The 26,265-nt window shown below is 64.5% G+C and carries 22 protein-coding genes; 10 read left to right on the top strand and 12 right to left on the bottom strand.

The genetic code is table 11. The features are described 5' to 3' along the window. From FBY21_RS22425 to FBY21_RS22385, 9 genes are all read left to right on the top strand, one after another. Window positions 1–735: a class I SAM-dependent methyltransferase gene (locus tag FBY21_RS22425; protein WP_377743920.1), complete on the top strand. Its 735-nt coding sequence runs from the start codon at window positions 1–3 to the stop codon at window positions 733–735. After that, complete coding sequence (locus FBY21_RS22420) at window positions 732–1,229, top strand: hypothetical protein (protein WP_142013743.1); 498 nt, start codon at window positions 732–734, stop codon at window positions 1,227–1,229. The genes FBY21_RS22425 and FBY21_RS22420 overlap by 4 nt, the downstream gene beginning before the upstream one ends. After that, entirely contained in the window at window positions 1,226–2,413 is a 1,188-nt protein-coding gene (locus FBY21_RS22415) for a beta-ketoacyl-[acyl-carrier-protein] synthase family protein (protein WP_142013741.1), read from the top strand. The genes FBY21_RS22420 and FBY21_RS22415 overlap by 4 nt, the downstream gene beginning before the upstream one ends. Beyond that, a complete protein-coding gene (locus FBY21_RS22410; RefSeq protein WP_044406769.1) occupies window positions 2,410–2,859 on the top strand; it encodes a hotdog family protein in 450 nt (149 codons plus the stop codon). Before FBY21_RS22415 ends, FBY21_RS22410 begins: the two co-directional genes overlap by 4 nt. After that, window positions 2,856–3,584, top strand: a complete 729-nt coding sequence (gene fabG / locus FBY21_RS22405) for a 3-oxoacyl-ACP reductase FabG (protein WP_142013739.1) — start codon at window positions 2,856–2,858, stop codon at window positions 3,582–3,584. The genes FBY21_RS22410 and fabG overlap by 4 nt, the downstream gene beginning before the upstream one ends. Then, window positions 3,584–4,810, top strand: coding sequence for a beta-ketoacyl-ACP synthase (locus FBY21_RS22400; protein WP_044406764.1), 1,227 nt, complete (start codon window positions 3,584–3,586; stop codon window positions 4,808–4,810). The genes fabG and FBY21_RS22400 overlap by 1 nt, the downstream gene beginning before the upstream one ends. Before the next feature lie 14 nt (window positions 4,811–4,824). Continuing rightward, a complete protein-coding gene (locus tag FBY21_RS22395; RefSeq protein WP_142013737.1) occupies window positions 4,825–5,232 on the top strand; it encodes a hypothetical protein in 408 nt (135 codons plus the stop codon). A gap of 26 nt (window positions 5,233–5,258) precedes the next feature. Further along, complete coding sequence (locus FBY21_RS22390; RefSeq protein WP_044406758.1) at window positions 5,259–5,705, top strand: excinuclease; 447 nt, start codon at window positions 5,259–5,261, stop codon at window positions 5,703–5,705. 208 nt (window positions 5,706–5,913) lie between these two features. Beyond that, window positions 5,914–6,339, top strand: coding sequence for a hypothetical protein (locus FBY21_RS22385; RefSeq protein ID WP_044406755.1), 426 nt, complete (start codon window positions 5,914–5,916; stop codon window positions 6,337–6,339). Window positions 6,340–6,397: 58 nt separating this feature from the next. On the opposite strand, the gene hemE is transcribed toward FBY21_RS22385, so the two are convergent. From hemE to FBY21_RS22330, 11 genes are all read right to left on the bottom strand, one after another. Beyond that, window positions 6,398–7,465, bottom strand: a complete 1,068-nt coding sequence (gene hemE / locus FBY21_RS22380) for a uroporphyrinogen decarboxylase (protein WP_044406752.1) — start codon at window positions 7,463–7,465, stop codon at window positions 6,398–6,400. Between the two features lie 263 nt (window positions 7,466–7,728). Then, on the bottom strand, window positions 7,729–9,147 hold the full coding sequence (locus FBY21_RS22375; protein WP_074973707.1) for an FAD-dependent oxidoreductase: 1,419 nt from the start codon (window positions 9,145–9,147) through the stop codon (window positions 7,729–7,731). A 113-nt stretch (window positions 9,148–9,260) separates the two neighbouring features. Further along, complete coding sequence (gltB, locus tag FBY21_RS22370; RefSeq protein WP_142013735.1) at window positions 9,261–13,706, bottom strand: glutamate synthase large subunit; 4,446 nt, start codon at window positions 13,704–13,706, stop codon at window positions 9,261–9,263. 264 nt (window positions 13,707–13,970) lie between these two features. Beyond that, complete coding sequence (locus FBY21_RS22365; protein ID WP_142013733.1) at window positions 13,971–15,638, bottom strand: SPOR domain-containing protein; 1,668 nt, start codon at window positions 15,636–15,638, stop codon at window positions 13,971–13,973. Window positions 15,639–15,648: 10 nt separating this feature from the next. Further along, window positions 15,649–16,752: a 3-dehydroquinate synthase gene (aroB, locus tag FBY21_RS22360; protein WP_142013730.1), complete on the bottom strand. Its 1,104-nt coding sequence runs from the start codon at window positions 16,750–16,752 to the stop codon at window positions 15,649–15,651. A 52-nt stretch (window positions 16,753–16,804) separates the two neighbouring features. Then, window positions 16,805–17,323 (bottom strand): shikimate kinase AroK, encoded by a 519-nt coding sequence (gene aroK, locus FBY21_RS22355; protein ID WP_074973697.1) that lies wholly within the window; start codon window positions 17,321–17,323, stop codon window positions 16,805–16,807. A 5-nt stretch (window positions 17,324–17,328) separates the two neighbouring features. After that, the gene (gene pilQ / locus FBY21_RS22350; protein ID WP_142013728.1) at window positions 17,329–19,413 is read right to left on the bottom strand and encodes a type IV pilus secretin PilQ; all 2,085 of its coding nucleotides are present in this window, start codon (window positions 19,411–19,413) and stop codon (window positions 17,329–17,331) included. A 54-nt stretch (window positions 19,414–19,467) separates the two neighbouring features. Next, window positions 19,468–19,998: a type 4a pilus biogenesis lipoprotein PilP gene (gene pilP / locus FBY21_RS22345; RefSeq protein WP_107331194.1), complete on the bottom strand. Its 531-nt coding sequence runs from the start codon at window positions 19,996–19,998 to the stop codon at window positions 19,468–19,470. Further along, entirely contained in the window at window positions 19,998–20,621 is a 624-nt protein-coding gene (gene pilO, locus FBY21_RS22340) for a type 4a pilus biogenesis protein PilO (protein ID WP_142013726.1), read from the bottom strand. The genes pilP and pilO overlap by 1 nt, the downstream gene beginning before the upstream one ends. Continuing rightward, window positions 20,618–21,190: a type 4a pilus biogenesis protein PilN gene (pilN, locus tag FBY21_RS22335; RefSeq protein ID WP_044406731.1), complete on the bottom strand. Its 573-nt coding sequence runs from the start codon at window positions 21,188–21,190 to the stop codon at window positions 20,618–20,620. Before pilN ends, pilO begins: the two co-directional genes overlap by 4 nt. After that, window positions 21,190–22,254: a pilus assembly protein PilM gene (locus tag FBY21_RS22330; RefSeq protein WP_044406728.1), complete on the bottom strand. Its 1,065-nt coding sequence runs from the start codon at window positions 22,252–22,254 to the stop codon at window positions 21,190–21,192. Before FBY21_RS22330 ends, pilN begins: the two co-directional genes overlap by 1 nt. A 184-nt stretch (window positions 22,255–22,438) precedes the next feature. Between FBY21_RS22330 and FBY21_RS22325 the strand changes: the two genes are divergently transcribed. Further along, window positions 22,439–24,859, top strand: coding sequence for a penicillin-binding protein 1A (locus tag FBY21_RS22325; RefSeq protein WP_174244764.1), 2,421 nt, complete (start codon window positions 22,439–22,441; stop codon window positions 24,857–24,859). 105 nt (window positions 24,860–24,964) lie between these two features. On the opposite strand, the gene FBY21_RS22320 is transcribed toward FBY21_RS22325, so the two are convergent. After that, window positions 24,965–26,233: a malic enzyme-like NAD(P)-binding protein gene (locus FBY21_RS22320; RefSeq protein WP_074973678.1), complete on the bottom strand. Its 1,269-nt coding sequence runs from the start codon at window positions 26,231–26,233 to the stop codon at window positions 24,965–24,967. Between the last annotated feature and the right edge of the window lie 32 nt (window positions 26,234–26,265).

Raw genomic sequence — 26,265 nt, 5'->3', positions numbered from 1 at the left:
ATGAGCATGCAGCGCGCCGCCGCCACCTACGTCGAGGAAACCCGCTTCGGCTTCTGGTTCCTGCAGAGCCACACCTGGGAGCACCACGTGCTGCGGGTGGCGATCAACGACCTCAAGGGCCTGTTCCACGCGCCGCTGCCGGAGGCGCCGGTGCTGCTGGACGCCGGCTGCGGCCAGGGCAAGTCCTTCCGCCTGCTGGCGGACGCCTTCGCGCCGTCGCGGATGATCGGCCTGGACGCCGACCCGCACAGCCTCGACTGCGCCCGCGCCGAAGCCGAGCGCCAGGGGCTGGCGGTGGAGCTGCTGGCCAGCGACTGCGCCGAGCTGCAGCTGCCGGACGCCAGCGTGGACCTGCTGTTCTGCCACCAGACCTTCCACCACCTGGTGGAGCAGGAGCGCGCCCTGGCGGAGTTCTGGCGGGTGCTGAAGCCGGGCGGCTACCTGCTGTTCGCCGAGTCCACGCGCTACTACATCGACACCTGGGTGATCCGCTGGCTGTTCCGCCACCCGATGCATGTGCAGCGCACCGCCGCCGAGTACGAGGCGATGGTGCGCGACCAGGGCTTCGTGTTCGAGCCGCGCAACGTCTCCTACCCCTACCTGTGGTGGAGCCGCTCCAGCGACTTCGGCCTGCTGGAGCGCTGGGGCCTGCGCACGCCACCCCCGCCCGGGCAACGCAACGAGACGCTGGTGAACCTGGTGGCCCGCAAGCCCCTGGAGGCACCGGCAGCATGACCTGGCGCGCGCTGACCCTGCTGGCCTGCCTGCTGCTGGCCGCCTGTGCCGGGACCACCCCGGTGCCGGCGCGCGTGCCGCCGCTGGGGCTGCCGCTGTCGCTGCACGTGGCACGGGAGGCCCAGGGCGAGCAGCGCGACTGGCTGCTGGTGGTGCAGGACGAGGGCGGCGTGCTGCGCTGGTCGCTGTTCGATCCGCTGGGCGTGCCCCTGGCGCGCCAGCGCCTGGAGGCCGGCGCCTGGCACAACGACGGCCTGCTGCCGCCCAACCCCGAAGCCCGCGAGCTGTTCGCCGCGCTGCTCTACGCGCTGGTGCCTTCCGAGGTCCTGCCCCGCGTCTACGCCGGCATTCACCAGCAGGTGGGCGCCGACGGCAGCCGCGAGCTGGATGGCCGCTGGCGGGTGGCCTACCGCACGCCCCTGCAATTCGACCTGCAACGCCGCGAAGGACCGCATTACCGCATCAGCCCGCTGACGGGCGAGGAGCCTCGATGACCGCATCCCTCAACGCACTGGGCCTGGTCTGTGCCCTGGGCCAGGGCAAGGCCGCCGTGGCCCGCAACCTCCTGGCCGGCGATACCGCCGGCATGCGCCCCCACGCCGACTGGGTGCCTGAGCGCACCCTGACCCTCGGCGCGGTGGACGCCGAACTGCCGGCACTGCCGGCCGAGCTGGCCGCCTGCGACAGCCGCAACAACCGCCTGCTGCTGGCCGCCGCCCTGGAGATCGAGCCGGAACTGCGCGCCGCCGTGGCCCGCCATGGCGCGGCACGGGTGGGCGTGGTGCTGGGCACCAGCACCTCGGGCATCCAGGAAGCCAGCCTGGGCATCGGTGAGCAGCTGCGCACCGGCGCCCTGCCGGCGGACTACCGCTACGCCCAGCAGGAGCTGGTGGCGCCGGCGGCCTTCCTGGCGGCCTGGCTGGGCAGCGCCGGCCCGGCCTACTGCATTTCCACCGCCTGCACCTCCAGCGCCCGGGCCCTGCTCAGCGCGCGCCGCCTGCTGCAGCTGGGGGTGTGCGATGCGGTGGTGTGCGGCGGGGTGGACTCGCTGTGCGGGCTGACCCTGAACGGCTTCGCCGCGCTGGAGGCGGTCTCCGACAGCCTGTGCAACCCGCTCTCGCGCAACCGCCGGGGCATCAACATCGGCGAGGGCGCGGCGCTGTTCCTGATGGAGCGCGACGCCGGCGGCATCGCCCTGCTGGGCGCGGGTGCCGGCTCCGATGCGCACCACATCTCCGCCCCCGAGCCCAGCGGCCTGGGGGCCCAGCGCGCGATGCGCCAGGCCCTGGCCGATGCCGGGCTGGAGCCGTCAGCGATCGACTACCTGAACCTGCACGGCACGGCCACCCAGCACAACGATGCGATGGAGAGCCTGGCCACCACGGCGGTGTTCCCCGAGGGCGTGCCGGCTTCGTCCACCAAGCCGCTGACCGGCCACACCCTGGGCGCCGCCGGGGCCCTGGAGGCGGCCTTCTGCTGGCTGGCCCTGAGCCCATGGAACCCGGAGCACCGCCTGCCGCCCCACCGCTGGGACGGCGAGCCCGACCCCGAGCTGCCGGCCCTGCGCCTGGTGGACGGGGCCTCGCGCCTGCCTACCCAGCGCCCGCGCCGCCTGATGAGCAACTCCTTCGCCTTCGGCGGCAGCAACATCAGCCTGATTCTCGGAGACGCGCCATGAGCGATTGGCCGATAGCCGAACTGGTCCCCCATGCCGGGGACATGATCCTGATCGACCAGGTCCTGCGCTTCGGCGACGAGGACGTGGAAACCCGCCTGACCGTGCGCCCGGGGTTGTTCACCCAGGACGACGGCAGCCTGCCGGCCTGGGTCGGCGTGGAACTGATGGCCCAGAGCATCGCCGCCTATGCCGGCTGCCAGGCCCGTCAGGCGGGACAACCGGTGGAGCTGGGCTTTCTGCTCGGCACCCGCCACTACCAATGCAACGTCGACCGCTTCCCGGCCGGCGTGGACCTGCACATCACCGCCACCCGCTCCCTGCAGGACGACAGCGGCATGGGCGTCTTCGAATGCCGCCTGACCGGGCCGGGCGTCGAGGCCTTCGCCCGCCTCAACGTCTTCCGTCCGCCGCAGGTGGCGAGCTACCTGGAGGAACCCCAAGCATGACCGAGACCATCCTGGTCACCGGCTCCAGCCGCGGCATCGGCCGCGCCATCGCCCTGCGCCTGGCGCGCTCGGGCTACGACCTGGTGCTGCATTGCCGCTCGCGCCGCGACGAGGCCGAGGCGGTGAAGGCCGAGATCGAAGCCCTGGGCCGCAACGCCCGGGTGCTGCAGTTCGACGTTTCCGACCGCGCCGCCTGCCGCGAGCAGCTGGAGGCCGACGTGGAGGCCCACGGCGCCTATTACGGGGTGGTGTGCAACGCCGGCCTGACCCGCGACGGCGCCTTCCCGGCGCTGACCGACGAGGACTGGGACAGCGTGCTGCGCACCAACCTGGACGGCTTCTACAACGTGCTGCACCCGCTGAGCATGCCGATGATCCGTCGCCGCAAGCCGGGGCGCATCGTCTGCATCACCTCGGTGTCGGGGCTGGTGGGCAACCGCGGGCAGGTCAATTACAGCGCCTCCAAGGCCGGGGTGATCGGTGCCGCCAAGGCGCTGGCCATCGAGCTGGCCAAGCGCCGCATCACGGTCAACTGCGTGGCGCCGGGGCTGATCGACACCGAGATCCTCGATGAGCGGGTGCCGGTGGAGGAGATCCTCAAGATGATCCCGGCCCAGCGCATGGGCACGCCGGAAGAGGTGGCCGGTGCGGTGAATTTCCTGATGTCCGAGGAGGCCGGCTACATCACCCGGCAGGTCCTCGCTGTGAACGGTGGGCTGTGCTGATGAAACGTGTAGTGGTCACCGGCATGGCCGGCATCACCTCCCTGGGCGACGACTGGGACAGTATCTGGAGCCATTTCACGGCCAACCGCAGCGGTATCCGCCGGATGGACGAGTGGGACCGCTTCGCCGAGCTGAACACCCGCCTGGCCGGGCCCATCGACGGCTTCACCACGCCGTCGCACTGGACCCGCAAGCAGATGCGCAGCATGGGGCGGGTCTCGAAGCTGTCGGTCTACGCCGCCGAGCGGGCCCTGGCGGACGCCGGGCTGGCGGGCGACGAGCGCATCCGTGACGGGCGCATGGGCGTGGCCTGCGGGTCGTCCACCGGCAGCACCGAGGAGATCAAGGCCTTCGGCAACATGCTGCTGAACTCGGTGGCCGACGGCCTCAACGCCAACTCCTACGTGCGCATGATGCCGCACACGGCGGCGGCCAATATCAGCATCTTCTTCGGCCTCAAGGGCCGGCTGATCCCCACCTCCAGCGCCTGCACCAGCGGCAGCCAGGGCATCGGCTACGCCTACGAGGCGATCAAGTTCGGCCGCCTGCCGATGATGCTGGCCGGCGGTGCGGAGGAGCTCTGCCCCACCGAGGCGATGGTGTTCGATGCGCTCTACGCCACCAGCCTGAAGAACGATGCGCCGCACACCTCGCCGCGCCCCTACGACACCGGCCGCGACGGCCTGGTGATCGGCGAGGGGGCCGGCATCCTGGTGCTGGAGGAACTGGAGCATGCCCTGGCCCGTGGCGCGCGGATCCACGCCGAGATCGTCGGTTTCGGCTGCAACGCCGATGGCCAGCACACCACCAAGCCGGAGCAGGCGACGATGCGCGGGGCAATGGAACTGGCCTTGCAGGACGCGGGCCTGCCGCCTTCGGCCATCGGCTACGTGAATGGCCACGGCACCGCCACCGAGCAGGGCGACGTGGCGGAGACCCTCGCCACCAGCAGCCTGTTCGGCGCGCAGATGCCCATCAGCTCGCAGAAGAGCTTCCTCGGCCACACGCTGGGTGCCTGCGGCGCGCTGGAGTCCTGGTTCAGCATCGAGATGATGAACCGCGACCAGTACATCCACACCCTCAACCTGGACGCGGTGGACCCGGCCTGCGGCGAGCTGGACTACCTGCGCGACGGCCCGCGCCAGATGAGCAACGAGTACGTGATGAACAACAACTTCGCCTTCGGCGGGGTCAACACCTCGTTGATCTTCCGTCGCTGGCGCTGACACGGAGCCCCACGATGAAAGGAACACGTCCCCTCGCCGTCCTCGCGCTGGCCCTGGCACTGGCCACCGGCTGCAGCACCCAGCGCCCGGTCCTGAACCCCCACGAGCCGGTGCCGCCCAGCCTGAACGTGAGCCAGTCGCAGATGCAGGCGGCCATCCTCGCGGCGCTGCAGGCCCGCGACTGGACGCCGACCCGCGTCACGCCGACCGAGATCAGCGCCAGCATCAATGTGCGCAACCGTCATCGCGCGGAGATCGCCATCGTCTACAGCCCCCTGGACTTCGACATCCAGTACCGCAACAGCAGCGGGCTGAACTACGAGAACGGCGAGATCCACCGCAACTACAACCGCTGGGTGAACAACCTCAGCAACACCATCCTGCGCGAGATCCAGACCCGCGCAGCGATCGCCGGACAATGACCCCAAAAGCCGTCAAGGAGACGACCATGCAACGCAAGACCTGGACCGCCGTAGCCCTGCTCACCGCCACCCTGCTGCCGGGCATCAGCCAAGCCCGCGATACGACGCACTTCCTCGACTTCAACTCCGTGGTCGCCGAGGCCGTGCAGGCCGGCCGCCTGGACGGCACCGTGAAGTTCTACCTGGCGGGCAACACCCCGGCGGGCCAGGTGACGGTGATCAACCCGAACGTGACCACCAGCCAGAAGACCAACGCCTTCAACAAGACCGACGAGGAAGCCTGCCGCTGGGCCCTGCAATCGGCGCTGATCCGCCTGCAGAACGCGGCCAAGTCCGCCGGTGCCAACGCGGTGGTCGACATCGCCAGCAACTACAAGAACAAGGAGTACAAGGACAGCGCCAAGTACGAGTGCCACGCCGGTGCGCTGATGGCGGGCGTTGCCCTGAAGGGCAAGGTGGCCAACGTCAAGTAAGCCGCGTTGCCGTGAAGAGAGGCCGCCTTGTGCGGCCTTTTTGCTTTCTGGCGGCAGTGGGCTCGGCCGCCCTTCAAGGGCCCGCCGATACACGCCTGATCCTCGGAAATTTCCTTCAAGGCCCTACGCCCGGGCGCCCCAGGACCCCGTGCTAGCCTCGCGGCCCCGCGCTTGCGGGTCTCCAAACTCCAACAAGAAGGAACAAGCCGTGCGTGTACGTTTTGCCATCGCCACCCTGGCCCTCGCCCTCACCACCGGTTGCGCCACCGGCCTGAACTCGGTGCAGAAGGCCGAGCTGGACCACTACGAAGCCCGCGGCATGGCGGTGCAGGAAAAGAACCCGGGCCTGGGCGCGGGTTTGGGCCTGCTGCCGGGCGGCGGGTCGTTCTACGGGCGGGAGTACGGCTTCGGGGTGGTCAACCTGCTGCTGTGGCCGCTGTCGATCCTCTGGGACCCGGTGAGCGGCTACGAGGCGTCGCGCTCCATCAACTACCAGGCCACCCGTACCCACATCGAACGGCAGCGCAAGAAGGCGCTGGACGAGCTGGACGCGAAACTGGCGGGCAATGAGATCGACCTGAAGGAATACACGCTGCAGCGGCGCCAGGTGGAGGAGCGCTACACGGCTTACTGACACGCCTGCGTGGACATGAAAAAGGCCGCTGATGCGGCCTTTTTCATTGGGGTGGCGATCAGCCGTGGTACTGGGCCGACAGCTCGTGGACGGCTTCGAAGAAGGCGCCGGCGTGGGCCGGGTCCACTTCGGGGGTGATGCCGTGGCCGAGGTTGAAGACGTGGCCGGTGCCCTGGCCGTAGGCGGCGAGGATGCGGCTGACTTCGTTGCGGATGGCGGTGGGGCTGGCGTAGAGCACGGACGGGTCCATGTTGCCCTGCAGGGCGACCTTGCCGCCGACCCGGGCGCGGGCGCTGCCGATGTCGCAGGTCCAGTCCAGGCCGAGGGCTTCGGCGCCGGTGTCGGCCATGGACTCCAGCCACAGGCCGCCGCCCTTGGTGAAGAGGATGACGGGGATGCGGCGGCCTTCGTGCTCGCGGATCAGGCCGTCGACGATCTGCTTCATGTAGGCCAGGGAGAATTCCTGGTAGGCCGCTGCGGAGAGGGCGCCGCCCCAGGAGTCGAAGATCTGCACGGCCTGGGCGCCGGCGAGGATCTGGCCGTTGAGGTAGGTGGTGACCGAGCGGGCCAGCTTGTCCAGCAGGGCGTGCATGGCCTGCGGGTCGTTGTAGAGCATGGCCTTGGATTTGCGGAAGTCGCGGCTGGAGCCGCCTTCGACCATGTAGGTGGCGAGCGTCCAGGGGCTGCCGGAGAAGCCGATCAGCGGGACGCGGCCATCGAGTTCGCGACGGATGGTGCGCACGGCGTCCATGACGTAGCCCAGGTCTTCCTCGGCGTCGGGGATGGGCAGGGCGTCGATGTCGGCGCGGGTGTTGATCACCTTGCGGAAGCGCGGGCCTTCGCCGGTCTCGAAGTACAGGCCCTGGCCCATGGCGTCGGGGATGGTGAGGATGTCGGAGAAGAGGATGGCCGCGTCCAGCTGCGGGTAGCGGTCCAGGGGCTGCAGGGTCACTTCGCAGGCCAGTTGCGGGTTCATGCACAGGCTCATGAAGTCACCGGCCTTGGCGCGGGTGGCGCGGTACTCGGGCAGGTAACGACCGGCCTGGCGCATCATCCAGACGGGGGTGACGTCGACGGGCTGCTTGAGCAGGGCGCGAAGGAAGCGGTCGTTCTTCAGAGCGGTCATGGCAGGTTCCCAGCAAAAAAGTGCCGGCATTTTCGCAAAGCCCAACGCAAAAGGCACGGCGGGTGCCGTGCCTTTTGTCTTTCGCGACAGAATGTCGCGGCGAAGGGCTACAGGCCGAGGGGCAGTTGGCGCCCCGTCGGCCCACATGGCCTGCAGGGGGGACCGCGCTTTATCGGTCCACCTTCCGTGTTCACCGGCCACTCCGCCTGGTGGATGCCAAGAGCGGCATCCACCCTGCGCACTGGCGGCGTGTGGCTTGCCGCTTAAACGCCCAGGTAGTCGAGGATGCCTTCGGCGGCGGTGCGGCCTTCGAAGATCGCGGTGACCACCAGGTCGGAGCCGCGCACCATGTCGCCACCGGCGAAGACCTTGGGGTTGCTGGTCTGGTGCTTGTACTGCGCCTGGGCCGGGGCGACGACGCGACCCTGGCTGTCGATGCGGATGTCGAACTGCTCGAACCACGGCGCCGGGCTGGGACGGAAGCCGAAGGCGATCAGCACGGCTTCGGCCGGGATGATCTCTTCGGAACCGGGGATCGGCTCGGGGCTGCGACGGCCACGGGCGTCGGGCTCGCCGAGGCGGGTTTCGACGACCTTGACGCCTTCCACCTTGCCGTCGCCGACGATGGCGATGGGCTGGCGGTTGAAGAGGAACTTCACGCCCTCTTCCTTGGCGTTCTTCACCTCTTTGCGCGAGCCGGGCATGTTCTCTTCGTCACGGCGGTAGGCACAGGTGACGGCCTTGGCGCCCTGGCGGATGGAGGTGCGGTTGCAGTCCATGGCGGTGTCGCCGCCGCCGAGGACGACGACGCGCTTGCCCTTCATGTCGACGAAGTCCTCGGGGGACTTCTCGAAGCCGAGGTTGCGGTTGACGTTGGCGATGAGGAAGTCCAGCGCGTCATGCACGCCGGGCAGGTCTTCGCCGGGGAAGCCGCCCTTCATGTAGGTGTAGGTGCCCATGCCCATGAACACGGCATCGAACTCACCGAGCAGCTGCTCCATGGTGATGTCCTTGCCGACTTCGGTGTTGAGGCGGAACTCGATGCCCATGCCGGTGAAGACTTCGCGGCGACGGCTGAGGACGTGCTTCTCGAGCTTGAACTCGGGGATGCCGAAGGTCAGCAGGCCGCCGATCTCGGGGTTCTTGTCGAACACCACGGGGGTCACGCCGTTGCGCACCAGGACGTCGGCACAGCCGAGGCCGGCCGGGCCGGCGCCGATGACGGCGACGCGCTTGCCGGTGGGCTTGACCTTGGACATGTCCGGGCGCCAGCCCATGGCGAAGGCGGTGTCGGTGATGTACTTCTCCACCGAGCCGATGGTGACCGCGCCGAAGCCATCGTTGAGGGTGCAGGCCCCTTCGCAGAGACGGTCCTGCGGGCAGACGCGGCCGCAGACCTCGGGCAGGGTGTTGGTCTGGTGGGACAGTTCGGCGGCGGCGAGGATGTTGCCTTCGGAGACCAGCTTCAGCCAGTTGGGGATGAAGTTGTGGACCGGGCACTTCCATTCGCAATAGGGGTTGCCGCAGCCCAGGCAGCGGTGGGCCTGGTCGGCCGCCTGCTGGGGCTTGAAGGTGTCGTAGATCTCGACGAATTCCTTTTTGCGCTGGCGCAGCAGTTTCTTCTTCGGATCCTTGCGCCCGACCTCGATGAACTGGAAGTCGTTGTTCAGACGTTCAGTCATTTGGAAAACCTCTTAACAGCAGCGGCACGTCAGGGCGGCACGCTGCAAGACTCATCACGGTTGGCCAGCGGGCCCGGCGTCGGTGACGCGCGGGCTCGCGGCTCGGGCGCTTGTTATTGCGGGTTGGCTCGGGTGCTGGAGAGCAGCGACGCGAGGTTCGCAGCCTTCGGCTTGACCAGCCAGAACCGGCGCAGGTAGTCGTCCAGGTTTTCCAGCAGGTGGGCACCCCAGTCGCTGGAGGTTTCCTTGACGTACTCCACCAGCACGCTGTGCAGGTGGCTGCGGTAGGCCTCCATGGACTCGTTGCTGATGCGCTGGATTTCCACCAGTTCGTGGTTGACCCGGTCGACGAAGCTGTTGTCCATGTCCAGCACGTAGGCGAAGCCGCCGGTCATGCCGGAACCGAAGTTGTAGCCGGTCTTGCCGAGGACGCAGACGAAGCCGCCGGTCATGTATTCGCAGCAATGGTCGCCGGTACCTTCCACGACGGCATGGGCGCCGGAGTTGCGCACGCCGAAGCGCTCGCCGGCGGTACCGGCGGCGAACAGCTTGCCGCCGGTGGCGCCGTAGAGGCAGGTGTTGCCGATGATGGCCGACTCCTGGCTCTTGAACGGGCTGCCCTTGGGCGGGGTGATGACCAGCTTGCCGCCGGTCATGCCCTTGCCGACGTAGTCGTTGGCATCGCCTTCGAGGTAGAGGTCCAGGCCGCCGGCGTTCCACACGCCGAAGCTCTGGCCGGCGGTGCCCTTGAAGCGGAAGGTCACGGGGGTGTCCTTCATGCCCTGGTTGCCGTAGCGACGGGCGATCTCGCCGGAGATGCGTGCGCCGATGGAGCGGTCGCAGTTGCCGATGGTGAGGTCGAAGCAGCCACCGGACTTGCTCTCGATGACGCCCTTGGCCATGTCCCACATGCGCTCGGCCAGCAGGCCGGGGTCGAACGGCGGGTTGCGGTCCACCTGGCAGTACTGGGGCTTGTCGGCCGGAATGCGGTCGCTGCCCAGCAGGGGGGTGAGGTCGAGGTTGCCCTGCTTGGCGGTTTCGCCCGGCAGGATGTCCAGCAGGTCGGTGCGGCCGATCAGTTCGCCGAGGCTGCGCACGCCGACGCGGGCCAGCCACTCGCGGGTTTCTTCGGCGACGTAGGTGAAGAAGTTCATCACCATTTCGACGGTGCCGATGAAGTGGTCCTTGCGCAGCTTGTCGTTCTGGGTGGCGACGCCGGTGGCGCAGTTGTTCAGGTGGCAGATGCGCAGGTACTTGCAGCCCAGGGCGATCATCGGGGCGGTGCCGAAGCCGAAGCTCTCGGCGCCGAGGATGGCGGCCTTGATGACGTCGAGGCCGGTCTTCAGGCCGCCGTCGGTCTGCACGCGGACCTTGCCGCGCAGGTCGTTGCCACGCAGGGTCTGGTGCGCTTCGGAGAGGCCCAGTTCCCAGGGGCTGCCGGCGTACTTGATGGAGGTCAGCGGGGAGGCGCCGGTGCCGCCGTCATAGCCGGAGATGGTGATCAGGTCGGCATAGGCCTTGGCCACGCCGGCGGCGATGGTGCCGACGCCAGGCTCGGCCACGAGCTTCACCGAGACCAGGGCCTGGGGGTTGACCTGCTTGAGGTCGTAGATCAGCTGGGCCAGGTCTTCGATGGAGTAGATGTCGTGGTGCGGCGGCGGCGAGATCAGGGTGACGCCGGGCACGGCATAGCGCAGGCGGGCGATCAGGCCGTTGACCTTGCCGCCAGGCAGCTGGCCACCTTCGCCGGGCTTGGCACCCTGGGCGACCTTGATCTGCAGCACTTCGGCGTTGACCAGGTACTCGGGGGTGACGCCGAAGCGGCCGGTGGCGACCTGCTTGATCTTGGAGCTGCGCACGGTGCCGTAGCGGGCCGGGTCTTCGCCACCCTCGCCGGAGTTGGAGCGCGCGCCCAGGCGGTTCATGGCCTCGGCGATGGCTTCGTGGGCTTCGGGCGAGAGGGCGCCGAGGGAGATGCCGGCGGAGTCGAAGCGCTTGAGGATGTCGCCGACGGGCTCGACGTCATCGAGGGACAGGGGCTGGGTGCTCTCCTTGACCTTGAGCAGGTCGCGGATCATGGACACCGGGCGCTGGTCCACCAGGGCGCTGTACTGCTTGTAGGTCTCGTAGCTGCCCTGCTGCACGGCGGCCTGCAGGGTGTTGACCACGTCGGGGTTGTAGGCGTGGTACTCGCCGCCGTAGACGAACTTGAGCAGGCCGCCCTGCTGGATCGGCTTGCGGTTGCTCCAGGCTTCCTGGGCGAGCAGCTTCTGTTCGCTCTCGATGTCGACGAAGCGGGCGCCCTGGATGCGGCTGGCAACGCCACGGAAGCTGAGGTCGACGACTTCGTCGGCCAGGCCGACGGCTTCGAACAGCTGGGCGCCACGGTAGGAGGCGATGGTGGAGATGCCCATCTTCGAGAGGATCTTCAGCAGGCCCTTGGAGATGCCTTTGCGGTAGTGCTTGAAGACTTCGTAGAGGTCGCCGAGGACTTCGCCGGTGCGGATCAGGTCGGCCAGTACTTCGTAGGCGAGGTAGGGGTAGACGGCGGAGGCGCCGAAGCCCACCAGGACGGCGAAGTGGTGCGGGTCGCGGGCGGTGGCGGTCTCGACCAGGATGTTGCAGTCGCAGCGCAGGCCCTGCTCCACCAGGCGGTGGTGCACGGCGCCGACGGCCAGGGAGGCGTGGGCGGGCAGCTTGCCGGGGGCGATGTTGCGGTCGGTGAGGACCAGCAGCACCTTGCCGGCGCGCACGGCTTCTTCGGCCTGGTCGGCGATGTTGCGCACGGCGGCTTCGAGGCCGATGGACTCGTCGTAGTTGAGGTCGATGACCTGGCGCTCGAAACCTTCGCGGTCGAGGGTCATCAGCGCGCGCCACTTGGCCGGGGAAATCACCGGGCTGCTGAGGATGACGCGGCTGGCATGGGCCGGGGACTCGGAGAAGATGTTGCGCTCGGCGCCCAGGCAGATCTCCAGGGACATGACGATGGCTTCGCGCAGCGGGTCGATCGGCGGGTTGGTGACCTGCGCGAACTGCTGGCGGAAGTAGTCGTAGGTGGAGCGCACGCGCTTGGACAGGACGGCCATGGGGGTGTCGTCGCCCATGGAGCCGACCGCTTCCTGGCCCTGCTCGGCGAGCGGGCGCAGTACCTGGTCACGCTCTTCGAAGGTGACCTGGAACATCTTCATGTACTGCTTGAGCTGGTCGCTGTCGTAGCTGGCGACGCCGTGGTCGTCGTCGAGCTTGGCCTGGATGCGCACGGCGCTCTGGCGCAGCCACTGCTTGTAGGGGTGGCGCGACTTGAGGCGGCTGTCGATGTCCTCGGTGTTGAGGATCTGGCCGGTCTCGGTGTCGACGGCGAGGATCTGGCCGGGGCCGACGCGGCCCTTGGCGATGACGTCCTCGGGCTTGTAGTCCCACACGCCGATTTCGGAGGCGAGGGTGATGTAGCCGTTCTTGGTGGTGACCCAGCGGGCCGGGCGCAGGCCGTTGCGGTCGAGCAGGCAGACGGCGTGGCGGCCGTCGGTCAGCACGACGCCGGCGGGGCCGTCCCAGGGCTCCATGTGCATGGAGTTGTATTCGTAGAAGGCACGCAGGTCGGCATCCATGGTTTCCATGTTCTGCCAGGCCGGCGGGATGATCATGCGCACGCCACGGAACAGGTCGATGCCGCCGGTGACCATCAGCTCGAGCATGTTGTCCATGCTGGAGGAGTCGGAACCGACACGGTTTACCAGCGGGCCGAGTTCGTCAATGTCGGGCAGTTGCTCGTTGGCGAACTTGGTGCGACGGGCGACGGCCCAGTTGCGGTTGCCGGTGATGGTGTTGATCTCGCCGTTGTGGGCGAGGAAGCGGAAGGGCTGCGCCAGCGGCCACTTCGGCAGGGTGTTGGTGGAGAAGCGCTGGTGGAAGACGCAGATGGCGGTCTGCAGGCGTTCGTCACCCAGGTCCGGGTAGAACTGCTGCAGGTCGGCCGGCATCATCAGGCCTTTGTAGATGATGGTCTTGTTGGAGAAGCTGCAGACGTAGTGGTCGGCATCGGCGGCGTTGGCCACGGACGAGCGACGACGCGCGCTGAACAGCTTGACCGCCATCTCCTGGTCGGACAGGCCTTCGCCGCTGATGAACACCTGCTCGATCTGCGGCAGGCGCTCCAGGGCCAGTTGGCCGAGCACGCTGGTGTCCACCGGGACCTTGCGCCAGCCGACCAGCTGCAGGCCGGCGGCTTCGATCTCGCGATTCATGTTCGCGCGGGCGACCTCGGCACGGGCGTTGTCCTGGTTGAAGAACACCATGCCCACGGCGTATTGCCCAGGCAGGTCGACGCCGAAGGTTTCCTTGGCGATGGCACGCAGGAACAGGTCGGGTTTCTGGATCAGCAGGCCACAGCCGTCGCCGGTCTTGCCGTCGGCGTTGATACCGCCGCGGTGGGTCATGCAGGTCAGTGCTTCGATCGCGGTTTGCAGAAGATGGTGACTGGCCTCGCCCTGCATGTGGGCGATCAGGCCGAAGCCGCAGTTATCCTTGAACTCATCAGGATGGTACAGACCTGCTTTCATAGGGGAACTCTCACCAGAGCAGCCTCTTTTTAGAGGCGGAATTTCTTTTAATTCAACCAGTTACCTCTCGCGCCAGACTTGACGCCAGCTTTGCGTAGGCAAAAGGGAGGTCAGTGTACATATCCACTGGGGTCGTTACAAATCTGCACGACGATTCGGTGAAAGTTTTTGTCGCAAAAGCGAAGGAATAGACCGGAAGGTCGTGCTAGCGACTTTCCGGTCACATCTGAGGATGCCAAGTGACAGGTGAGCCCGGGACCGGGCTCAGCGGGCCATCTCTTGCTGGATGCTGGCGAAGCTCTTCGGCCAGGGCTTGCCGGCCTGCACCTTGGCGGGCAGGGCCTTGATGGCGGCCTGGGCAGCGTTGCGGCTGGGGAAGTTACCATAAGTGACCACGTACAGTGGCTTACCCTGGTGCAGCTTCTTGAAGTAACGGTACTCGCCACCATTCTGCTGGACGAACGACTTGGCGCTGGCTTCGGAGCTGGTGCCAAGGATCTGCACGGCGTAGTTGCCACCTGCCTGGGCACGGTACCAACCATCACCTGCACCACCACCCGTGGAGGCGACTGCAGCCGGTTTGGCAGCAGGCTTCTCGGCCGGCTTGGCTGCCGGTGCGGTCACTGCGGGCTTGGCGGTCGGCGCCGGGGTTGCTGCGGGCTTGGTCGGCTGCGCACTGGGGGTGGCCTGGGCCACGACCGGAGCGGCAGGCGCGGTGGCCGGCGGTGCCGGTCGGGTAGCCGGCTGCTGGGTGACGATGGGGGCGGGCGGCTGGGCCGGCGCGGGGCTGGCCGTGGCTCCGACGGGCGGGGCGACCGTGGTCACGGTGGGCGGCACGGCGCTGCCTGCGGGTGGGGTACCGGCTTCATCCTGGTCTTCCTGCCCGGCGGCCTGGGCCAGCGGCTCACGGATGACCGGCTGGGCTTCGCCCACCAGCGGCAGGGGCAGCGGCTGCGACGAGCCGGCGAATTCGACGGCCGGCGCTTCACCGGGTTTGCCCGGCTGCTCAGGCGTGGACGGGGCAACGCCCTGGCCCAGGGGCAGTTGTGCCGTAGTGGGCTGGGCCGGTGCGGTGTGTTCGGAACGACCCTGCATCAGCCAGGCGGCGACGACACCGACGGCAACGACGCCCAGTGCCAGCAGGTGCTTCTTCGGTAGATTCAAGCTGAACCCTCCTTTGCGCGATGCGCCCCGCTCGGCGAGCATCGCTTCCACCAGGAGCTCGCGAGCGGCCTGATTGATGCCGCCGGGCCAGCCTCCGGACTGGAGGTGGATGTCTTCGATCTGTTCCTCGGTCAGCAGGTCGATACTCTGGCCGGCCCCTTCGAGGCGCTGCGCCAGGTATTCGCGGGTTTCGTCCTCGCTGTAGGGCAGAAGTTCAATGGCGTGGAAGCGTTCTTCACCATCGGCGACCAGTTCCAGGCGCGGCAGCAGCGAGGAGTCGGCGAAGAGGAAGACATGGGGACGCGATTCGCCGCTGCCGGCCGCCAGGGCCAGCAGGTTGTCGACGCCGGTGTCGTCCAGGTCCTCGGCATCATCGACGAGGAGGTAGACCTCCTGGCCGGTCAGGGCCAGTTGGCCGACCTGGGCGAGGATGGAGCGGCTGTCTGCCTGCGGAATGCCGAGCGCCTGGGCGATGAGGCGCATCAGACCACCGGCCTCGGCGGCGCCGCGCGCGGACACGACCACGCTCTGCACGGCCTGCTTGTTGGTGCTGGCAACCAGGGCCTGGCGCAGCAGGGTCTTGCCGGCGCCGTTGGGCCCGGTCACGACCAGCAACAGCTGGCTGTAGCGGGCCAGGTGGTGCAACTGGCCGAGGACGGGCTTGCGCTGGGCCGGGTAGAACTTGAAGCCGGGGACCCGCGCGGCGAACGGGTCATGGGTGAACTGGTAATGGGCCAGGAAGGCCTCTTCAGCGTGCAGGCTGCTCATGGGACTGTTTTTACTCTCCAAGCTCTTCGGCCAGGGCGCGGTAATCGGCGCTCAGGGTCTCGTCCAGAATGTTGCCCGGGTAATCGGCGGTGACTACCGCCTCTCCGAGCCGGCTCAGCAGCACAAGGCGCAACTGGCCATCGATCACTTTCTTGTCTACGGCCATGTGCTCCAGGAAATGGGCGGGAGTCATCTCCTGGGGCGGTACGATCGGCAGGCCCGCTGCACGCAGCAGGCGCATGGAGCGGTCGCGCTCTGCGGCGTCGATCCAGCCGAGGCGACGGGACATTTCCAGGGCCATGACGGTCCCGGCGGCTACCGCCTCACCATGCAGCCAGACGCCGTAGCCCATGTGGGTCTCGATGGCGTGGCCGAAGGTATGCCCCAGGTTGAGGGTGGCGCGGATGCCGGATTCGCGTTCATCGGCACCCACTACGCGGGCCTTGGCAGCGCAGGAGCGCTCGATGGCCTCGGTCAGCGCCGTCGGCTCGAGGGCCAGCAGAGCCTCCATGTGCGTTTCCAGCCAGTCCAGGAATGGCGCATCGCAGATCAGGCCGTATTTGATCACTTCGGCGAGCCCGGCGGAGAGTTCGCGAGGCGGCAACGTGCGCAGGGTCGCAGTATCGATCAGCACGGCCTTGGGCTGGTAGAAGGCACCCACCATGTTCTTGCCGAGGGGGTGGTTGATGCCGGTCTTTCCACCGACCGAGGAATCCACCTGGGACAGGAGGGTGGTCGGGACCTGGATGAAGTCGACGCCACGCTGGTAGCAGGCGGCGGCAAAGCCGGCCATGTCGCCGATGACGCCGCCACCCAGCGCGATGATGGTGGTGCGGCGGTCATGACGTGCGGTGAGCAGGCCGTCGAAGATGAGCTGGAGGGTTTCCCAGTTCTTGAAGGACTCGCCATCAGGCAGAACGATTGGCTGGACCTTGTAGCCGGCGAGGGTCTGGGTCAGCCGTTCGAGATAAAGCGGGGCGACGGTTTCGTTGGTGACGATGGCCACCTGCTTGCCCGCGATATGCGGCGCAAACAGCTCGGCCTTCGACAACAGGTCGGCACCGATGTGGATGGGATAGCTACGCTCGCCGAGATCGACCTGAAGTGTCCGCATGAGGCCCCCACTATGAAAAAGGGCACTAGGATAGCGCAGTTCCGCCCGCCCTTTAACGGGGCGGAAGGCCCTGTAGTCGCTCAAGTATTTCCTGCACCACCATCCGCGGCGGACGTTCATCGGTCTCGATGATGATGTCGGCGATCTCACGGTAGAGCGGATCACGAATGGCCATGAGGTCACGGAGGACCTTGGCCGGATCTGCCGTCCGCAGAAGCGGCCGGTTGCGGTCCTTGGACGTCCTGCCGATCTGCTGGTCGACAGAGGTGTGGAGGTAAACCACCCGACCGCCCGATCGCAGCGCTTCACGGTTGGCAGGCCGAAGCACGGCCCCCCCACCCGTCGCCACGACCAGCCCATCGGCTTCGCAAAGCTCCTGGATCATGGCCTGTTCGCGGTCACGGAAGCCCTGCTCCCCCTCCACATCGAAAATCCAGGGAATATTCGCCCCAGTTCGCTGTTCGATCTCCTTGTCGGAGTCCTTGAACGGCAAACGGAGTTCCTTGGCAAGCAAACGCCCGATGGTGCTCTTTCCAGCTCCCATCGGGCCAACGAGGATCAGATTGTGCACTGATATCAGCGACTCACAGCGATAGCCTGGTTGTTCATGATACGCGGAGTCAGGAATACCAGCAGCTCGGCTTTCTTGTCCTGGACGGTGTCACGCTTGAACAGCCGGCCGAGGTAAGGGAGATCGCCCAGGAACGGTACCTTGTCGGTCGACTTGGTCTGGGTGTTTGAGAACACGCCACCGATCACGATGGTTTCGCCGTCATTCACCAAGACCTTGGCGTTAACCTCGTTCTTGTTGATCGGGGGTACGCCATTAAGGGCATTGGAGAAGTCAGGAGCATCCTTGGTCACCTTGACTTCCATGATGATGCGGTTGTCAGGCGTGATCTGCGGGGTCACCTCGAGGGACAGAGCGGCCTCTTTGAAGGAGGTGCTGGTGGCGCCACTGGAGCTGGCTTCCTGGTAAGGGATTTCTGCACCCTTCAGGATCTTGGCGGTCTCTTTGTCAGAGGTGACAACCTTCGGCTGGGAAACAATTTCACCGTTACCGGTCTTCTCCATTGCCGAGAGTTCAAGGTCGAGGATGGTGTTGTCGGTTACGAAGCCGATACCAATCGATGACGTCGAGTTGGTTGCCCCCATGTCAACGAACGTCCCCAGTGCAGCATTAGGACTGGTCGGGTTTGCACCTGTACGAACGCCGCCCTTGCCGCCGATGGTGAAGTTATTGTCACCAATACTTGCACCACGCCAATTCACACCGAGCGACTTGTCATAGTCGACGTTTGCCTCAACGATCCGCGCCTCGATCATTACCTGGCGAACCGGGATGTCGAGCTGGGTAACGATGCGACGCAATTCGTCCAGTTTGTCCTGGGTCTGGTAGGCGATAATGCTGTTGGTACGATCATCGACGGTAATGGAGCCCCGTTCATCGGTGGTTGACGGCTCTCCGCTCGTGACGGACTGGAAGAGCTTGGCGATGTCAGCCGCCTTGGCGTAGTTGACCTGAATGAGCTCGCGGCGCAGCGGAGCCAATTCGGAAATCTGCTTCTGAGACTCCAATTCTTGGCGTTCACGGGCAGCGATCTCGTCCGCTGGTGCAACCAGCAGCACGTTACCGACCTTGCGCTTGTCCAGGCCCTTGGTTTTCAGGACGAGATCAAGTGCCTGATCCCAAGGTACGTTCTGCAGGCGGAGCGTGATGTTGCCTTGTACGGTATCGGACGCAACCAGGTTCAGATCGGTGAAGTCAGCAATCAGCTGCAGTACCGAGCGGACATCAATATCCTGGAAATTGAGCGAGAGCTTTTCGCCAGAATAGGCAAAGCGCTCGGTCTTGCGCTTCTCCATATCTTCTTGGGTAAGCGGTTTGATACTGACAGTCAGCTTGTTTTCAGTCTGGTAGGCCAGGTAGTCGTAGAAGCCCGTCGGCTCGATCACGATACTGGCATCACCCGAGCTGCCAGAGGCACTGACGAACTGAACCGGGGTCGCGAAATCCTTTACATCAAGACGAACACGCAGAGACTCCGGAATTTGGGTCTTGGAAAAGTCCAGGCGAATCTTTCCACCCTGCTCCTGGATGTTGGGACTCACACTGGGGTCGGACAGGGTAATCACAACGTTACCCTCGCCCTGCTCGCCTCTCTGGAAATCAATGTTGCTGATTGCCTTGCCCGCAGGCGCGAACGCTTTTACAGGTGCGGCAGGCTGTGACGGAGCCGCTACTGGCGCACTGGTGCGTGCAGCCTGTTGAGCAGCACCGGCAGCATCGCCAACCAGGACATAAAGGTTGTTACCCTCAACTCGCGTGCTGTAAGGCACCAACGTTGACAGGTTGATGATCATGCGAGTGCGATCTTTCGCCTCGACAAGAGTGACGCTCCGAGCGTTACCTACCCCGAGCTCGCGGTTCTTGCTGCCAAGTTTGTTGGCAACGCCAGGCAGGTCCAATGCGATCCTTGCAGGCTGCTCAATCGTGTAGCCTCTCGGCTGTACAACGGGGCCGTCGAAACCGAGTTTCAGCTCGACCTTTCCGCCCGGCAGGGCCGCGACGTCCAGAGCCTTGAGGTCAGCAGCCAGCAACATGGGTGAAAACATGGCCGCCAGAAGAGAAAGTCCAAGGCGCGTTAGGGAGCTGTTCATTGTCAAATTCCGTTGTGCAGACCGGTGTTTGTAGTTCATAAAGTCACCCCGCCCTTAAGAGCGTTCCATGAGCGTGAGACTCCGAGGACGCTCAAGCCAGCCACCCTCTCCATCCGGGACGATCTCGACGACATCAATCTTGCCTTCGCTGATAGAAACAACCTTGCCGTCATTTCGCCCCAGATAATCGCCAACCTTGATCCGGTGCACCCCTCCTGCCCCACGGACCAACGCGAACATCCCACCGTTATTGGAAAGCGTACCCACCATCTCGAAGGTCTCGATATTGAACCCTTCGAGGAATTGCTTGACCCGGGTTTCATCCGGGTGGACATCCTTGCTGCCTTTCACCTTGTTAGCCAGATCGATTTTCACCGGAGGCTGGAAGGGACTCCGTAGTGCAGCGGCACTATAAGTAAAGGCCTCATAGGGCTGGAACTTCGGCAACGGTTCAATGGTCCCCTTGGGACGCGCACGGACCTCATCCATGTAAGCCTGAAGATCCGAGAAATCACCGCTATTCCCGCACCCCGACAAACTGGAAAACACCACTAAGGCAAGAACAGCCTTGGAGCTGACGCGCATCATTTCTGCAGCCCCTTGTCGTTGTATCGGTAAGTTTTGGCCAAAATACTCATACGCAGTTTGGAAGTACTTTCCGGGCTGAGCGGAGCAATACTGAAATCATGCAGTGTGACAATACGCGGTAAGCTGGCGACGCCACTCACAAATGTCGCCAAGTCGTGATAGCTGCCTACTACCGATATCTGGATAGGCAGTTCGATATAGAACTGCTGAACCACTTCCGGCTGGAGCTTGATCTCTTCGAACTCCAAACCACTACCCAGTCCAGTGCGCGTAATGTCCTCAAGCAAACCAGGAACTTCGGTGTCGCTTGGAAGCTGACGAAGAAGCGCACCGAAGGAAGTCTCCATTTCCTTCATCTGGTCCTTGTAGGCTTCCAAGTTGGCAGCCTGGAAAGCCTTGGTGGTGAACTGCTGCTTCAGCGACTCTTCTTCAGCACGCTGCTGGTCGAGCTGCACCTCAAGATCCTTGAGGTGAAAGTTGTAACCCAGTGCCAAGATCGCAGCCATCACCAAAATGCAGGCTATGACCTTAACGGCAGACGGCCAGGAACCGACGTTATTCAGGTCAAGATCGTTGAGGTCGATCTTGCGCAGACTTTCCAGAGAATCAGCCAGACTCATTTCTTGGCTCCGGCATTGTCCGCAGCAGGCTGTGTCTGCTGCACGGTCAGTTGAAACACGTTGGCTTGATCAACAGCACCGGCGGTGATCGCCTTGACTTCTGTCAGGTTCGGTGCGGTCAACCACTCGGAGGCATCCAGATTCCGCATCAAGTTGGAAACACGGTTGTTGGATTCAGCTGCCCCAGTGATGGCAATACTGGACCCTGCCATCTTCACGGTCGTGAAATACACACCATCGGGTAGAGTGCGAACGAGCTGATCAAAGACACGACCAATGATCGGGCGGTTGCCCTGCAGGTCCTGAATGATCTTCATGCGCTCCAGCAACTGCTGCCGGCGCGTCTTGAGCTCGCTGATTTCCTTGATGCGCGTATCCAGAACAGAAATTTCCTTGCGTACGAATTCATTTCTGGCGTTCTGGTTATCGATCTCGCCATTGAGGTATTGGTCACCAAGGAACACGAGGCCTGCAGAAATAACGACCACACCGCCCAAGGCCACCAGGAATCGCTGCTTGCGCTCTTCCCGCAGCTGCTCACGCCACGGTAGCAGGTTAATACGCGCCATCAGTCGAAACTCCTCATTGCCAAGCCACAAGCGATCATCAAGGCCGGCGCATCACTTGCCAGCGCACCTGCGTTGACTTTGCCGCTCAGTGCCATGTCGGCGAAGGGGTTTGCGACCAGCGTCGGCGTTCCGATCTTCTGCTGGATCAGGCGATCCAGATCAGGGATAGAGGCCGTCCCGCCAGCCAGGAGGATGTAGTCGACATCGTTGTACTGACCCGCTGCAAAAAAGAACTGCAGCGACCGCGAGACTTGCTGGACAACTGCCTCTTTGAACGGTTGCAAAACCTCGCTGTCGTAGTCATCCGGAAGACCGCCCTGCTTCTTGGCCAAGCCCGCTTCCTCGACAGACAGGCCATAGCGGCGCTGAATTTCTTCGGTCAACTGGCGACCTCCGAACAACTGCTCGCGACTGTATATGGTGCGACCATTATTCAAGACGCTCAGGGTGGTCATCGTCGCGCCGATGTCCACGATCGCAACCGTCAAATCTTCCGATCCATTCCCCAACTGGGAAGCAAGGAGCCCATAGGCGCGCTCAAGCGCATAGGCCTCGACATCCACGACTTTCGCGGTGAGCCCGGCGAGAGCAAGCGCTGCCTCGCGCACCTCGACGTTCTCGCGACGGCAGGCTGCCAGCAGCACATCCATTCGCTCGGGGTTTCGTGCAGAAACGCCCTGAACCTCGAAATCGATGGCTACTTCTTCAAGGGGATAAGGAATGTACTGGTCAGCTTCGATCTTGAGCTGGTTCTCCAGCTCGTCATCGGACAGCCCCGCATCCATCTCGATCGTCTTGGTGATGACGGCCGACCCCGCCACAGCAACGGCTGCCAGCTTGGAGCCTGCCTTCGCCTTGGCGACCACACGCGACAGTGCCTGGCCGACGCCTTCCAGCTCAGCAATGTTCTTTTCGACGACAGCATTTGGCGGGAGCGGCTCGACGGCGTAGGCCTCTACCTTGTAGCGGCCACCCGAGCGACTCAATTCGAGGAGCTTGACCGAGGTCGAGCTTATGTCGATCCCCAGCAGCGAATTCGCTTTCTTGTTGAAGAGCCCTAGCACGACCGATTTCCTATCAGCGTCCGTGACTTACGGACGATTTATGTTTTTCCACATTAAATAACAGTCTTGACAGAAGCGCAAATGGCTCCCCGGGAAAAAAAACGCTTATAATGTGATCAGTTTTTCCCTTTTCAGATCTGTTTCCGCTTAACTCATTCTTTTGCCTGGAAATCCAAGAATCTTGATACGCCTGCTGAAGTTTTTCTGGTGGTCTTGCGTTGCTGTTTTTTGTGGGCTGTTGCTCAGTTTCAGCGGCGCTTATCTCTACCTTAGCCCGAGTCTTCCGTCTGTCGATTCCCTGCGCAGCATCCAGCTGCAGATACCGCTGCGCGTGTATAGCAGCGATGGGAAGCTGATCGCCGAGTTCGGCGAGATGAGGCGGGCACCGATCCGTTTCGCGGACATCCCCCCGGAATTCATCCAGTCCCTGCTGGCGGCGGAAGACGACAACTTTGCCAACCATTATGGCGTCGACCTCACGAGCCTGGTGCGCGCTGCCACTCAATTATTGAAAAGCGGACATATCCAGAGCGGCGGCAGCACCATCACCATGCAGGTGGCGAAGAACTACTTCCTCACCAGCGAGCGGAGTTTCTCCAGAAAGATCAACGAGATACTTCTTGCCCTGCAGATCGAACGAGAGCTCAGCAAAGACGAGATCCTTGAGCTCTACGTCAACAAGATCTACCTGGGCAACCGCGCCTACGGCATCGAAGCCGCTGCACAGGTCTACTACGGCAAGTCAATCCGGGAGCTGAGCCTGGCCCAGATGGCCATGATCGCCGGCCTGCCGAAGGCGCCTTCTCGCTTCAACCCACTGGTCAACCCGACCCGCAGCAAGGAGCGTCGCGACTGGATCCTCGGGCGCATGTTCAAGCTGGGCAAGATCGACCAGGCGCGCTACGAGGCCGCCATCAGTGAACCGATCGACGCGAGCTACCATGTTCCGACCCCAGAAGTGAACGCACCCTACATCGCAGAGATGGCTCGCGCCGAAATGGTCGGACGTTACGGCAGCGATGCCTACACCGAAGGTTTCCGCGTCACTGTCACGACACCGAGCGACCTGCAGGAAGCCGCCAACGTCGCCCTGCGCAGCGGCCTGATGGAGTACGACCAGCGCCACGGCTACCGCGGCCCGGAAACCCGACTTCCCGGCATGACCCGCGAAGGATGGGGTCAGGAGCTTGCCAAGCAGCGCACGATTGGCGGCCTCGAGCCCGCTATCGTCACCCAGGTCGAGCAGAGCGGCATCCTCGTGCTGACTCGCAGCGGCAATGAAGAGGCCGTCAGCTGGGACAGCATGAAGTGGGCCCGCCCTTACCTGAACACCAACAGCCTCGGCGCCCGCCCGCGCCAGCCGGCAGACGTGGTACAGGTTGGCGACCTGATCCGCGTACTGCGCCAACCCAACGGCGCCCTGTTGTTCAGCCAGCAGCCTTCAGCCCAGAGTGCCCTGGTTTCACTCGACCCTTACAGCGGCGCCATCCTCTCCCTGGTCGGCGGCTTCTCGTTCGAGCAGAGCAACTACAACCGCGCCACCCAGGCCAAGCGCCAACCCGGCTCGAGCTTCAAACCCTTCCTTTATAGTGCAGCGCTGGATAACGGCTTCACTGCCGCCAGCCTGGTCAACGACGCCCCCATCGTCTTCGTCGACGAGTACCTGGACAAGGTGTGGCGCCCCAAGAACGACAACAACACCTTCCTCGGCCCCATCCGCATGCGGGAAGCGCTGTACAAGTCGCGCAACCTGGTTTCCATCCGCCTTCTGCAAGCCGTGGGGATCGACTACGCGATCAACTACATCAGCCGCTTCGGCTTCAACAAGGATGAACTGCCGCGCAACCTCTCCCTCGCCCTGGGCACTGCCACCCTCACCCCGATGGAGATCGCGACCGGCTGGAGCACCTTCGCCAACGGCGGCTACAAGATCCAGCCCTACCTCATCGAGCGAATCGAAAACAGGGAAGGCAAGGTCATCTTCACCGCCAACCCGCCCCGCGTGCCGCAGGACGACAAACCCAGCGCCAGCATGGCCCAGGTCAACGCCGCCCCCGACACCCAGCTCAACCATGATGCAACTGCGGAGCCGACCACCGCCGAACGCATCGTCGATGCCCGCACCACCTACATCCTGACCAGCATGCTGCAGGACGTGATCAAGCGCGGCACCGGCCGACGCGCCCTGGCCATGGGGCGTGGCGATATCGCGGGCAAGACCGGCACCACCAACGAATCCAAGGACAGCTGGTTCTCCGGCTACAACGCCGACTACATCACCACGGTGTGGGTCGGCTTCGACCAGCCCGAGAGCCTGGGCCGGCACGAGTACGGCGGCACGGTCGCCCTGCCGATCTGGATGAGCTACATGAGTGCAGCCCTGAAGGACAAACCGGAGCACGTCCAGCCAGAACCCGAAGGGATTCTCACGCTGCGCATCGACCCCCTGAGCGGGCGCGCAGCAACACCGGGAACGCCCAATGCATTCTTCGAACTGTTCAAGAGCGAAGACTCACCCCCGCCCATGAGCGAACTCGACCCGGGCTCCAGCATTCCAGGCAGCCCCCTGCCGGCGGACGAAGCTGCCCCTATCGATCTGTTCTGAGCAAACGAGAAGAGCCCGCGATCAGCGGGCTCTTCCTTTCCAGCCGAACACATCCTCCAGACATGAAAAACCCGCCAGCAGGCGGGTTCTTCACATCAGCGGCAATCAGCCCTGAAACACATCGTCCACCGATTTCAGCGGGTAGTGCTTCGGATACGGCAGGGTTGCTACGCCGGACTCGATGGCCGCCTTGGCAACCGCGTCGGAAACCACGGTGATCAGGCGCTTGTCCATCGGCTTCGGAATGATGTACTCACGGCCGAACTCCAGGGAAGCCACGCCGTAGGCATCGCAGACATCCTTGGGCACCGGCTGCTTGGCCAGGTCACGCAGCGCCAGCGCTGCTGCAATCTTCATTTCTTCGTTGATGCGGGTGGCACGAACGTCCAGCGCACCGCGGAAGATGAAGGGGAAGCCCAGCACGTTGTTCACCTGGTTCGGGTAGTCCGAACGGCCGGTGGCCATGATCACGTCGCTGCGGGTGGCATGGGCCAGTTCCGGCTGGATTTCCGGATCCGGGTTGGAGCAGGCGAAGACGATCGGGTTGGCCGCCATGCGCTTGAGGTCTTCCGCGCTCAGCAGGTTGGCGCCGGACAGACCGACGAACACGTCCGCACCTTCCAGGGCATCGGACAGGGTGCGCTTGGAGGTCTCGTGGGCGAAGACCGCCTTGTACTGGTTCAGGTCATCGCGGCCGGCGTGGATCACGCCCTTGCGGTCGACCATGTAGATGTTCTCGACCTTGGCGCCCATGCTCACCAGCAGCTTCATGCAGGAGATGGCCGCAGCACCGGCACCCAGGCAGACGATCTGGGCTTCCGGCAGGGTCTTGCCGGCGATTTCCAGGGCATTGAGCATGCCGGCAGCCGTGACGATGGCGGTACCGTGCTGGTCATCGTGGAAGACCGGGATGTCGCATTGTTCGATCAGGGTGCGCTCGATCTCGAAGCACTCGGGCGCCTTGATGTCTTCAAGATTGATGCCGCCGAAGGTGATGGAGATGCGCTTGACAGTGTCGATGAAGGCCTGGGGGCTCTCGGCATCCACTTCGATGTCGAACACGTCGACACCAGCGAAGCGCTTGAACAGAACACCCTTGCCTTCCATGACCGGCTTGGAGGCCAGCGGGCCGAGGTTGCCGAGGCCGAGGATGGCGGTGCCGTCGGAAATCACTGCCACCAGGTTGCCCTTGCCGGTGTACTTGTAGGCCAGCTCGGGATCACGGGCGATCTCGCGCACCGGCTCGGCGACACCCGGGCTGTAGGCCAGCGAGAGGTCGCGGGCGGTGGCGGTCGGCTTGGTCAGCTCGACGCTCAGTTTCCCGGGGCGGGGTTGGGCATGGTATTCGAGAGCGGCAGTTTTCAGATCAGACATGTTGGCATTCCGCTTTTACTGTTATGACAGAC

Source organism: Pseudomonas sp. SLBN-26 (assembly GCF_006715895.1).
GTDB lineage: Bacteria > Pseudomonadota > Gammaproteobacteria > Pseudomonadales > Pseudomonadaceae > Metapseudomonas > Metapseudomonas otitidis.
The sequence above is the reverse complement of the archived record's forward strand: the minus strand, read 5'-3'. Positions and strand labels throughout refer to the sequence as shown.